This is a genomic window from Larkinella rosea (assembly GCF_003858635.1).
Taxonomy (GTDB): domain Bacteria; phylum Bacteroidota; class Bacteroidia; order Cytophagales; family Spirosomataceae; genus Larkinella; species Larkinella rosea.
The window spans coordinates 613,229-625,726 of the sequence record NZ_RQJO01000015.1; the positions used below are offsets into that span (position 1 = coordinate 613,229).

Consider the following 12,498-nt stretch of genomic DNA (forward strand, 5'->3'; position numbering starts at 1 on the left):
TTTGTCTTACGTCTTTTCTCTTTCTACTAATTAAAAACGGGTGTAGTTCAAGGGTAGAATAGCGGTCTCCAAAACCGTTGATGGGAGTTCGAATCTCTCCACCCGTGCCAATCACATCACAGATGGACAAGGTTACCTCATTTCTGAAGGACTCCTGGGAGGAGGTTCAGCACAATGTTACATGGCCAAAGTTTGGCGATCTGCAATCCAGCTCGTCACTGGTCTTGATTGCATCGCTGATTTTTGCACTACTGGTAGGTGGCATCGATTTTTTGTTTGAGAACGCGCTGAATCTCTTTTATCAGTCGTTCTGATGCCTGGTCATAATTGTCGCTGTGTGATTCAATCGTAGTAATCATAGAGTAGCAATTACAAATCGTAACGAAATCACGATGGAAAGCGGAATAAAATGGTATGTCGTCCGGGCCATTTCAGGTCAGGAGAAGAAGGTCAAGTCTTATCTGGAAAACGAAATTACCAGACAAGGGTTGGGTGACTTTGTTCCACAGATTCTGATTCCATCCGAGAAAGTATACGAAATGCGGAATGGCAAAAAGCGGGTTCGTGAGAAAACGTTCTTTCCGGGCTACATTTTAATTTCCGCCGATCTCTCCAATGGGGAAGTCTCGCACTTAATTACCAGCATGCCCGGTGTTCTGGGTTTTCTGGGAAACGCCAACGGTCCGACCAAAATACCGGTTCCGTTGCGGCAGGCCGAGGTGAACCGGATTTTAGGTAAAGTTGATGAAATTACCCAGGAAGTGGCTGCGCCCACGGTGTCCTTCCTGAAAGGAGAGTCGGTCAAAGTGGTTGATGGCCCGTTCAGTGGTTTTATCGGAACCGTCGAAGAAGTGTTCGACGAACGGAAGAAACTGAATGTGGTAGTCAAAATTTTCGGTAGAAATACCCCTGTAGAGCTGAGTTACGCACAAGTAGAAAAGGAAAATTAAAAACTGGCTATGCCCGAGACAATGCCGTCGTATGCTTCCCACTGGACGGACAGTCATTCGCAGGGCTTAGCGTAACAAACCAGAAGCAATGGCAAAAGAAGTAGTTGGCTACGTAAAATTGCAGGTGAAGGGTGCTGCGGCCAATCCCTCTCCTCCGATCGGACCAGCGCTGGGTTCCAAAGGTTTAAATATCATGGAATTCTGCAAGCAGTTCAACGGACGGACGCAGGACAAAGCGGGCATGATTCTGCCGGTACTGATTACGTACTACAAAGACAAATCGTTTGAATTTGTCATCAAAACACCGCCTGCACCCATCCTGTTGATGGAGGCTGCCAAAGTAAAAACCGCATCGGCTCAGCCGAACCGGAACAAAGTTGGCTCAGTAACCTGGGATCAAGTTCGGCAGATTGCTGAAACGAAAATGCCGGATCTGAACGCCTTTACCATCGAATCAGCGATGAAGATGATTGCCGGTACCGCCCGGAGTATGGGTATTACGGTATCGGGGAAAGCTCCCTGGGACAATTAATTTCAGCAGTCAAATTCAGAGAAGATAATGGGAAAATTGACTAAAAAACAAAAGGATGCTCTGAGCAAATACGAAGCTGCGAAAGAGTACTCATTGGCGCAGGCTGCCGAGATTTTAAAGACAATCTCGTATACGAAGTTTGATGCTTCAGTGGACATCGACGTTCGGTTGGGCGTTGATCCCCGGAAAGCAGATCAAATGGTACGGGGTGTAGCTACGTTGCCACACGGTACGGGTAAAACCGTTCGCGTGCTGGTATTGTGCACACCGGATAAAGAAGCCGAAGCGAAAGAAGCCGGTGCTGATTTCGTTGGTTTGGACGATTACATTACGAAAATCGAACAAGGCTGGACGGACGTCGACGTGATCATCACGATGCCGAACGTGATGGCCAAAGTTGGTAAACTGGGCCGGGTGCTGGGTCCGCGCGGATTGATGCCAAACCCCAAGTCGGGTACGGTAACGCCGGAAGTGGGCAAGGCGGTTCGTGAAGTGAAAGCCGGTAAAATTGACTTCAAAGTCGATAAATTCGGAATCATTCACGCCGGTATTGGTAAAGTATCGTTCGACCCGGATAAGCTGGCCGAAAATGCACAGGAAATTATTGCAACCCTGCTGCGGTTGAAGCCTTCGTCTTCGAAAGGTACGTATGTAAGAACGATTCATTTGTCAAGCACGATGAGTCCGAGTGTGGTAATTGATAAAACGACGGTATCAGGACTGTAACATGACACGGGAAGAAAAAGGAGCAATTATTGAGGAACTGAGCGAGAAGTTCAAGACGGTTCCCTACTTCTATATCACCGATGCCAGTGGCATGTCGGTTGCCGAAGTAAACAAACTGCGTCGGATGTGCTTTGAACAGGGCATCGAGTACAAGGTTATTAAAAACACGCTGATCAGAAAAGCACTGGAAACTCTGGATACTGACTATACCTCCTTCGACGGAACGGTATTGGCGGGATTCTCCGGTGTCATGTTCCACGCTGAGTCGGGTAAAGTACCGGCGAAACTGATCAAACAATACCGTAAAGAAGCCGGTAACGATAAGCTGAAGCTGAAAGGGGCATCGGTCGACTACAGCCTGTTCATTGGTCACGACCAATTGGAGACGCTGTTGACGCTGAAAACCAAGAACGAACTGATCGGTGACGTTATTGGATTGCTGCAATCGCCTGCCAAAAATGTTATTTCTGGCTTGCAAAGTGGTGGCAATATTCTGGCCGGTTTACTTAAAACACTCTCGGAGCGCGAAGCAGCTTAATGCCCGCGAATTCGAAGAAATGCGGCTAAAACCGTAAGTATATTTTTAATCAATTTTGTAACAATCTAATCAAGAATACGAAAATGGCAGATTTGAAAGCGTTCGCGGAGCAGCTTGTCAACCTGACGGTAAAAGAAGTTAACGAACTGGCTGCTATTCTGAAAGACGAATACGGCATCGAACCAGCAGCAGCAGCACCGGTAATGGTAGCTGGTGGTGGTGGCGGTGAAGAAGTGGCAGCCGCTCCTGAGAAAACGTCTTTTGACGTGATCCTGAAAGCAGCCGGCGCCAGCAAACTGGCCGTTGTGAAACTGGTAAAAGACCTGACGGGTCTGGGCCTGAAAGAAGCCAAAGAATTGGTTGATACAGCTCCGAAACCGGTGAAAGAAGGTGTTGCGAAAGACGAAGCCGAAGCGCTGCGCAAGCAACTGGAAGAAGCCGGAGCAGAAGTTGAAGTGAAATAACCCTGCTTAGGGAATCACATTCTCCCCCGGGAATAGGCCTGGCATTAGTCAGGTCTTTTCCTGTTTGGGGAGTTTTGCGCTGTACATAAGGAAAAGCAAACTATTTTCCTGTATATTATGTTGTCCGTTTACACCCTTTTATAGATTAGAAGTGTACGGACGAATTAGTCTCGATCACTACAACTAAACGCAACGAAGTCTTGGCTACGAAAACAACCACGCGTATAAGCTTTGCGAAAATCAAACCAGTGATCGAATATCCGGATTTTTTGGATGTTCAGATACAATCTTTCCAAGATTTTTTTCAGTTAGACACCCCTTCTGATAATCGTTCGAAAGAAGGTTTGTTTAAAGTTTTTCAAGAAAATTTTCCGATTTCCGACTCCCGCGAAAATTTCGTACTGGAGTTTATCGATTATTCGGTTGATCCTCCGAAATACTCCGTCGATGAGTGTATCGATCGGGGGTTGACGTATTCGGTGCCGCTGAAAGCGAAGTTGCGGCTTTCGTGTAATGACGCGGACAACGAAGATTTCGAGACCATCGAGCAGGAGGTATTCTTAGGAAATATTCCGTACATGACGGCGAAAGGTTCGTTTGTCATTAACGGAGCCGAGCGGGTAATTGTTTCGCAATTGCACCGTTCACCGGGCGTGTTCTTCTCCATGAGCAAGCACACCAACGGGACTAAATTGTATTCAGCACGGATTATTCCGTTCAAAGGATCGTGGATTGAATTCTCGACCGACGTCAATAACGTCATGTATGCCTACATCGACCGGAAAAAGAAATTCCCGGTAACGACGTTGCTGCGTGCCATTGGTTTTGGGTCAGATAAAGAAATCCTGGACCTGTTCGGATTATCTGAAGAAATACCGGCTACGCCGGCGAACCTGAAAAAAGTAGTGGGCCGTCGGCTGGCTGCGCGGGTTTTGCGGACGTGGACGGAAGATTTTGTGGATGAAGATACCGGTGAAGTGGTATCGATCAGCCGGAATGAGGTGTTGATGGAACGTGATTCAGTGATTGCCGCTGATCATATCGATACCATTACCGATTCAGGACAGAAATCGATCATCCTGCACAAGGAGGATATGAATGTCGCTGATTACAACATCATATACAACACGCTGCAAAAAGATAGCTCCAATTCGGAGAAGGAAGCCGTTGAGCAAATCTATCGGCAACTCCGGAACACGGAAGCGCCGGATGAGCAAACCGCCCGCGAAATCATTCAGAGTTTGTTCTTCTCGGACAAACGCTATGACTTGGGCGATGTTGGCCGCTACCGGATCAATAAAAAACTGGGTCTGGATGTGGCGCCTGACACGAAAGTATTGACGACGGAAGATATCGTTTCCATCGTAAAATACCTGATTGGTCTGATCAACTCCAAAGCCGTTGTCGATGATATTGACCACCTGAGCAACCGGCGTGTCCGGACGGTTGGGGAGCAATTGTACGCGCAGTTTGGTGTCGGTCTGGCGCGGATGGCGCGGACGATCAAAGAACGGATGAACGTTCGGGATAACGAAGATTTCAAACCGGTCGATTTGATTAACGCCCGGACGCTGTCTTCGGTGATCAACTCGTTCTTCGGAACCAACCAGTTGTCGCAGTTCATGGACCAGACGAATCCGTTGGCCGAAGTAACGCACAAGCGTCGGATGTCGGCACTCGGACCCGGTGGTCTGTCGCGCGAGCGGGCCGGTTTTGAGGTTCGTGACGTTCACTACACGCACTACGGTCGTTTGTGTACGATTGAAACGCCGGAAGGCCCGAACATCGGTTTGATTTCGTCGCTTTGCGTGTATGCGAAGGTTAATAGCATGGGCTTTATCGAAACGCCTTACCGGATCATTGATAGCGGTAAAGTGGTACCCGATACCCCGGTAAAATACCTGACGGCGGAAGAAGAAGATACGCATTACATCGCTCAGGCGAATACGCAGGTCGATACGAAAGGTACATTGACGGGTGATCGGATCAAGTCGCGTTTTGAAGGTGACTTTCCGATGTCAGAACCGTCGAGCGTCACCTACATGGATATTGCACCGAACCAGATCGTTTCGGTGGCGGCTTCGATGATTCCGTTCCTGGAACACGATGATGCCAACCGGGCGTTGATGGGCTCGAACATGCAACGTCAGGCGGTTCCCCTGCTTCGTCCACAGGCTCCGATTGTCGGAACCGGTTTGGAAGGGCGTGTGGCGATTGACTCGCGGGCTCTGGTGATTGCCGAAGAAAACGGAGTGATCGATTTCGTGGATTCCACCAAAATCGTGGTTCGCTACGATCTGGCCGACGATCAGCGGTTGATTAGTTTCGACGACGATCTGAAGACCTATAACCTGATTAAATTCCGCCGGACCAACCAGGATACCTGTATCAACCTGCGGCCGATGGTCTTGAAAGGTCAGAAAGTGAAAAAAGGCGAGCCGCTTTGCGAAGGATACGCAACGGAAGGCGGTGAACTGGCGCTGGGACGGAACATGAAGGTTGCTTTCATGCCGTGGCAGGGATATAACTTCGAGGATGCGATTGTGATTTCGGAGCGTGTTGTTCGCGAAGATATCTTTACGTCGATCCACATCGAAGAATTCGAACTCGAAGTACGGGATACCAAACGCGGTGAAGAGGAGTTAACGGCGGAAATTCCGAACGTGTCGGAAGAAACCGTGAAAAACCTCGACGAGAATGGTATTGTTCGCGTCGGTACGGAAGTGAAGGAAGGCGACATTCTGATCGGTAAAATTACACCGAAAGGAGAGAGCGATCCGACACCGGAAGAAAAACTGCTCCGGGCCATTTTTGGCGACAAAGCCGGTGACGTGAAAGATGCTTCCAAGAAAGCACCGCCATCATTGAAAGGTGTCGTGATCGATACGAAGCTGTTTTCCCGTCCGAACAAAGACGAACGGTCGAAACACAAGGATGAGATCAAGGCGTTGATGAAACGGTATAGCCGGGAGTTGATCGGTGTACGTGAGCGGATGATTAACAAGATGTCGACCTTGCTGGAAGGCAAAACGTCACAGGGAATCAATCATAAATTCGGCGATAACATCACGAGCAAGGGCGTTAAGTTTACCCGCAAGAACATTGTGGATAACCTGTTCCCCGACAAAAACCCGTATCGTGACGAAAGCAGCTATTCGGTTCCGGAAGAAGTCAACCTGTTGAGTGACCTCTTGATTGAAGGCTGGACAGACGATCCGCACGCGAACAAGTTGCTGACCCAGATGGTCAAAAACTACAACAACCGCCGGAACGAAATCACCGGTCGCTTCAAGCGGGAACGTTTTACGCTGGAAGTGGGTGATGAACTGCCGGCTGGTATCGTGAAACTGGCGAAAGTCTATGTGGCCAAAAAGCGCAAGCTGAAAGTGGGTGACAAGATGGCCGGTCGTCACGGTAACAAAGGGGTTGTGGCGCGGATCGTACGGGATGAAGACATGCCGTTCCTGGCAGACGGAACCCCGGTCGATATCGTACTGAACCCGTTGGGGGTACCTTCGCGGATGAACCTCGGTCAGATTTACGAAACCGTATTGGGCTGGGCCGGTTTGAAGTTGGGTCGCAAATACGCGACGCCGATTTTCGACGGCGCAACCGAAGACCAGGTGGTAGCGGAATTGAATGATGCCGGTTTGCCATCGTTTGGTCGGACGTATCTGCACGACGGTCTGTCGGGCGAACGTTTCGATCAGCCGGTTACCGTCGGTGTGATTTACATGCTGAAACTGGGCCACTTGGTGGATGATAAAATGCACGCCCGTTCCATTGGGCCCTACTCACTCATTACGCAACAGCCGTTGGGTGGTAAGGCGCAGTTCGGAGGTCAGCGGTTTGGTGAAATGGAGGTTTGGGCGCTCGAAGCTTTCGGGGCATCGCACATTCTTCAGGAAATCCTGACCGTTAAATCCGATGACGTCGTGGGCCGTGCCAAAGCGTACGAAGCCATTGTGAAAGGCGAAAATCTGCCGAAACCCAATATTCCGGAATCGTTTAACGTGTTAGTACACGAGTTACGCGGTCTGGCGCTTGAGGTAACGATGGATTAATAAAATACGGTTTTCCCGACCGGTTCAGCGGAATCGGTCGGGAATAACCAGTTGCTGAACGGATTTCTGCGTGATACTAATTACTCGTACGTTTCTGAAAGATGCAAGTACACGATTGACGCGCTCAATCTACGTGCTTGTTTTTTATGCATATGCGCCTTTACAATACCAAAACCGGTTTTCTTTTTCTTCCTGACGGGCGCATGGTGATTAATGGTCAGCTACAAAAAGTGTTTAGTGCGGTGGGGAATCACACCAGTGAATGTTAGGTGCGTCGAATTTGTATAATCTGTTGGTGGTTAGCTTTTTAATAAATCCATAAAAGTATGTCCTTTAAGAAGAACAAAAAACTCAACAGCGACTTTTCCAGGGTGCTGATAAGCCTGGCTTCGCCTGAGTCCATTCTGGAGAGTTCGTACGGGGAAGTGACTCAACCTGAGACGATCAACTACCGGACTTACAAGCCTGAGATGGGCGGTTTGTTCTGTGAGCGGATCTTCGGGCCGGTCAAAGACTGGGAATGCCATTGCGGTAAGTACAAACGGATTCGCTACAAGGGCATCATTTGCGACCGCTGTGGAGTGGAAGTGACGGAGAAAAAGGTTCGCCGGGAGCGCATGGGACACATCGAACTGGTAGTTCCGGTGGCGCACATCTGGTATTTCCGGAGCCTTCCGAATAAAATTGGATACCTGCTCGGGCTTTCGACCAAGAAACTCGATCAGATTATTTATTACGAACGCTATGTTGTCGTTCAAACCGGTATTAAAGGAGAAGATGGTATTCAGGAACTGGATTTCTTAACGGAAGACGAGTATCTGGACATCGTTGACAAACTGCCGAGCGGCAACCAGCTTTTGCCGGATTCTGATCCGCAGAAGTTTATTGCCAAAATGGGAGCTGAGGCTCTCGAAATGCTGCTGTCACGGGTGAAGTTGGACGAATTATCGTACAACTTACGCCACGCTGCGGCAACCGATACGTCGCAGCAACGGAAAGCAGAAGCCTTGAAACGTCTGAAAGTCGTTGAAGCGTTCCGGGATGCCAATACCCGTGTGGAAAACCGCCCCGAGTGGATGGTGATTCGCATGGTGCCGGTGATTCCGCCGGAACTGCGCCCACTCGTTCCCCTGGACGGTGGCCGGTTTGCAACGTCGGATTTGAACGATTTGTATCGCCGGGTAATCATTCGGAACAACCGTCTGAAACGCCTGATCGAAATCAAGGCGCCGGAAGTCATTCTGCGGAACGAAAAACGGATGTTGCAGGAAGCGGTTGACTCGTTATTCGACAACTCGCGGAAAGTGAACGCTGTTCGTTCGGAAGGAAACCGGGCTCTGAAGTCGCTTTCGGATATGCTGAAAGGGAAACAAGGCCGGTTCCGTCAGAACCTGCTCGGGAAACGGGTCGACTATTCGGGTCGTTCGGTTATCGTAGTCGGTCCGGAATTGAAACTGCACGAGTGCGGTTTGCCGAAAGACATGGCGGCTGAGTTGTTCAAACCGTTCATTATTCGGAAGCTGATCGAGCGCGGTATTGTAAAAACCGTAAAATCGGCGAAGAAAATCGTTGACCGGAAAGACCCCATTATCTGGGATATTCTGGAAAACGTGTTGAAAGGACACCCCGTTCTGCTGAACCGGGCTCCAACGCTGCACCGTCTGGGTATTCAGGCGTTCCAGCCGAAACTGATCGAGGGAAAAGCAATTCAGTTGCACCCCCTCGTCTGTACGGCATTCAACGCTGACTTTGACGGTGACCAGATGGCCGTTCACGTTCCGCTGGGACAGGAAGCGATTCTGGAAGCTTCGATGCTGATGCTGGCGTCGCACAACATCCTGAACCCGGCCAACGGTGCGCCAATTACCGTACCGTCGCAGGACATGGTTTTGGGTCTGTACTACGTAACCAAAGGTCGCAAGAGCACACCCGAATATCCGATTGTTGGCGAAGGCATGACGTTCTACGGTGCGGAAGAGGTAATTATCGCCATCAACGAAAAGAAAGTTTCGAAGCACGCCAATATCAAGGTTCGGACAAGAGTTCGGAACGAAAAAGGCGAACTGGATACGAAAATCATCGAAACCGTTGCCGGTCGCGTTCTGTTCAACCAGTCGGTTCCGGAAGAAGTTGGTTATATCAACGAACTGCTGACGAAGAAAAAACTTCAGCAGATCATTTCGTATATCTTCAAGATCTCGGGTGGTTCAAAAACCGCTCAGTTCCTGGACGACATCAAAGAACTCGGTTTTCAGATGGCCTTCAAGGGTGGTTTGTCGATCGGTTTGAGCGATGTGAAAGTGCCGGATGCGAAGGAAAAACTGATTGACGAAGCCAAGCAGGAAGTTGAATCCGTTTGGAACAACTATTTGATGGGTCTGATTACGGAAAACGAACGTTACAACCAGGTGATCGACATCTGGACGCGCGTGAATAGCCGGATTACGGAAACCCTGATGAAGCAGCTGGAAGCCGATCAGCAAGGGTTCAACTCGATCTTCATGATGATGCACTCCGGTGCACGCGGTTCTCGCGAACAGATTCGTCAGTTGGGCGGTATGCGGGGTTTGATGGCCAAACCACAGAAGAACCTGCAAGGGTCGGTCGGTGAAATCATCGAAAACCCGATCCTGTCGAACTTCAAAGAAGGTCTGGACGTATTGGAGTACTTCATCTCGACGCACGGTGCGCGGAAAGGTTTGGCGGATACGGCGTTGAAAACCGCTGATGCCGGTTACCTGACCCGCCGTCTGCACGATGTAGCGCAGGATGTGATCATCACGGAAGACGATTGCGGAACGCTGCGTGGTTTGCAGATCTCGGCCTTGAAAGATAACGAAGATATCGTTGAACCGCTGTCGGAACGGATTCTGGGCCGGGTGACGGTACACGATATTTACAATCCGTTGACGAAAGAACTGATCGTTGCCGGTGGTAGTGAAATCAACGAAGAGATTGCGGCTGCCATTGACGAAACCAGCATTGAAACGGTCGAAATCCGGTCGGTGTTGACGTGCGAAGCCAAGAAAGGGGTTTGCGCGAAATGCTACGGTCGGAACCTGGCTACGGGTCGGATGGTAGACATCGGTGAAGCGGTGGGCGTAATTGCTTCGCAGTCCATCGGTGAACCGGGGACGCAGTTGACGCTTCGTACCTTCCACGTGGGTGGTACGGCTTCGAACATCGCGGTTGATGCTTCGATTCGGGCGAAATTTGACGGGTTGGTACAGTTCGAAGAAATGCGGACGGTTGAATCAGTCGATAACGAAGGCAATCCGATTACGGTTGTCATGGGTCGTTCGGGTGAAGTCAAAATCGTTGATCCGACGAACCCGAACCTGGTTTTGATCAGCAATAACGTGCCTTACGGTGCTTTCCTGCGGGTTAAAGAAAATCAGCCGGTGAAGAAAGGCGATGAGCTTTGCGCCTGGGATCCTTACAACGCGGTGATTTTGTCAGAACTGACCGGTAAAGTGGAATTCGAAGCGATCGAAGAAGCCATTACCTACCGTGAAGAGTTTGACGAACAAACCGGTTTCCAGGAAATGGTGATCATCGAAAGTCGGGACAAAACCAAAAACCCGGCGATCGTTGTGAAAGGAACCAGCGTCTTGCTGGACGACACGACCGAAAAAGGGTATAACCTGCCGGTAAGTGCCCGTCTGGTGGTGAAAAACGGTCAGTCGATCAAAGCCGGTCAGCCAGTCGCGAAAATTCCGCGTAACGTGGGTAAAACCCGTGATATTACGGGTGGTCTGCCGCGGGTAACGGAATTGTTCGAAGCGCGGAACCCGTCGAACCCGGCGGTTGTGAGCGAGATCGATGGTGTTGTAACCTACGGTACGATCAAACGCGGTAACCGCGAAATTTATATCGAATCGAAAGACGGAACGAAGAAAAAATACCTCGTACCGCTGTCGAAACACATTCTGGTGCAGGACAATGACTTCGTTCGGGCGGGGGATCCGCTGTCGGATGGCGCCATTACCCCGTCGGATATTCTGTCAATCAAGGGGCCAACGGCGGTTCAGGAATACCTGGTGAACGAAATTCAGGAAGTATACCGTCTGCAGGGTGTGAAGATCAACGATAAGCACATTGAAGCGATTGTTCGCCAGATGATGCAGAAAGTGGAGATCATGGACGCCGGTGACACAATCTTCCTGGATATGCAATCGGTTGACAAGTGGAGTTTCCGGATCGAGAACGACAAAATCATGAACATGAAAGTGGTCATGGATCCGGGTGATTCGGAAACCCTGAAAGCTGGTCAGATCATCTCCGTACGTCGTCTGCGCGATGAAAATTCGAGCCTGAAACGCCGGGATATGAAACTGGTTGATGTTCGCGATGCCATGCCGGCGGTTTCGCAACCGACGTTGCAAGGGATCACGCAGGCTTCACTAGGTACTGAAAGCTTCCTGTCGGCGGCATCGTTCCAGGAAACGACGAAAGTGTTGAGCGAAGCGTCGATTCGCGGCAAAGCCGATTACCTCGAAGGGTTGAAGGAAAACGTGTTGGTAGGCCACCTGATCCCGGCTGGTACGGGAACGCGCCGGTATGCCAACATCATCGTCAACTCGAAAGAAGAATACGAATCGTTTGTTGAAACGCGTGAGAAATTCACCCGGAGTAAAAAGCGCGAAACGGTTTAGTTTCGATAGCTGATTAAAATTGAAACAGGGTCAGACCGGAAGGTCTGGCCCTGTTTTAGTATGGGGCGGTTTTATTTTTTCAGACAAAACAAAGCGATTGGCAGTTAACGTTCGGTCTATTTCTTTCGCTTTGATGGACAAGTAACCGACCGTTCGTTTAATAATTTATCTCCGTTTACTGAAACTACGGCAAACCGCCGAGAGTTCTGTATCTTTGATGTCAATACACAAGAAAGATGGAAAACCAACTACCTGATCAGGAGGGCCAGATCAATATCGAACTAACGGAAGAAATCGCCGAAGGAATTTATGCCAATCTGGCGATGATCGCTCACTCAAACAGTGAGTTTATCATTGATTTTATCCGACTGATGCCCGGTGTGCCGAAAGCCAAAGTAAAATCCCGGATTATTCTGACGCCCGAACACGCCAAACGCTTACTGACGGCCCTGAAAGATAACATCCGCAAGTTTGAAGATACCTACGGCGACATCAACGGCGCCGATGATGCGTTCCGGTTTCCGACCCAGTTTGGTGGCCCCATCGGCGAAGCCTAATTGGGTAGTGGA

The 12,498-nt window shown here is 49.8% G+C and carries 9 protein-coding genes and 1 tRNA gene; all 10 read left to right on the plus strand.

The features are described from left to right. The first annotated feature begins 36 nt into the window (after window positions 1-36). The 10 genes from EHT25_RS29055 (at window position 37) to EHT25_RS29100 (ending at window position 12,486) form a co-directional block, all read left to right on the plus strand. A tRNA-Trp gene (locus EHT25_RS29055) sits at window positions 37-110 on the plus strand. A 12-nt stretch (window positions 111-122) separates the two neighbouring features. Next, window positions 123-314, plus strand: coding sequence for a preprotein translocase subunit SecE (gene secE, locus EHT25_RS29060; RefSeq protein ID WP_124878949.1), 192 nt, complete (start codon window positions 123-125; stop codon window positions 312-314). 78 nt (window positions 315-392) lie between these two features. Next, window positions 393-950: a transcription termination/antitermination protein NusG gene (gene nusG / locus EHT25_RS29065; RefSeq protein WP_124878950.1), complete on the plus strand. Its 558-nt coding sequence runs from the start codon at window positions 393-395 to the stop codon at window positions 948-950. An 88-nt stretch (window positions 951-1,038) separates the two neighbouring features. Then, the gene (gene rplK, locus EHT25_RS29070) at window positions 1,039-1,482 is read left to right on the plus strand and encodes a 50S ribosomal protein L11 (protein WP_124878951.1); all 444 of its coding nucleotides are present in this window, start codon (window positions 1,039-1,041) and stop codon (window positions 1,480-1,482) included. A 27-nt stretch (window positions 1,483-1,509) separates the two neighbouring features. After that, entirely contained in the window at window positions 1,510-2,208 is a 699-nt protein-coding gene (gene rplA, locus EHT25_RS29075) for a 50S ribosomal protein L1 (RefSeq protein ID WP_124878952.1), read from the plus strand. 1 nt (window position 2,209) lies between these two features. Continuing rightward, the gene (gene rplJ / locus EHT25_RS29080) at window positions 2,210-2,746 is read left to right on the plus strand and encodes a 50S ribosomal protein L10 (RefSeq protein WP_124878953.1); all 537 of its coding nucleotides are present in this window, start codon (window positions 2,210-2,212) and stop codon (window positions 2,744-2,746) included. A gap of 83 nt (window positions 2,747-2,829) precedes the next feature. After that, window positions 2,830-3,210: a 50S ribosomal protein L7/L12 gene (gene rplL, locus EHT25_RS29085; protein WP_114406413.1), complete on the plus strand. Its 381-nt coding sequence runs from the start codon at window positions 2,830-2,832 to the stop codon at window positions 3,208-3,210. 200 nt (window positions 3,211-3,410) lie between these two features. Continuing rightward, window positions 3,411-7,274: a DNA-directed RNA polymerase subunit beta gene (rpoB, locus tag EHT25_RS29090; RefSeq protein ID WP_124878954.1), complete on the plus strand. Its 3,864-nt coding sequence runs from the start codon at window positions 3,411-3,413 to the stop codon at window positions 7,272-7,274. A gap of 326 nt (window positions 7,275-7,600) precedes the next feature. Continuing rightward, window positions 7,601-11,929 (plus strand): DNA-directed RNA polymerase subunit beta', encoded by a 4,329-nt coding sequence (gene rpoC / locus EHT25_RS29095; RefSeq protein ID WP_124878955.1) that lies wholly within the window; start codon window positions 7,601-7,603, stop codon window positions 11,927-11,929. Window positions 11,930-12,165: 236 nt separating this feature from the next. Next, entirely contained in the window at window positions 12,166-12,486 is a 321-nt protein-coding gene (locus EHT25_RS29100; protein ID WP_124878956.1) for a DUF3467 domain-containing protein, read from the plus strand. The last annotated feature ends 12 nt before the right edge of the window (window positions 12,487-12,498 follow it).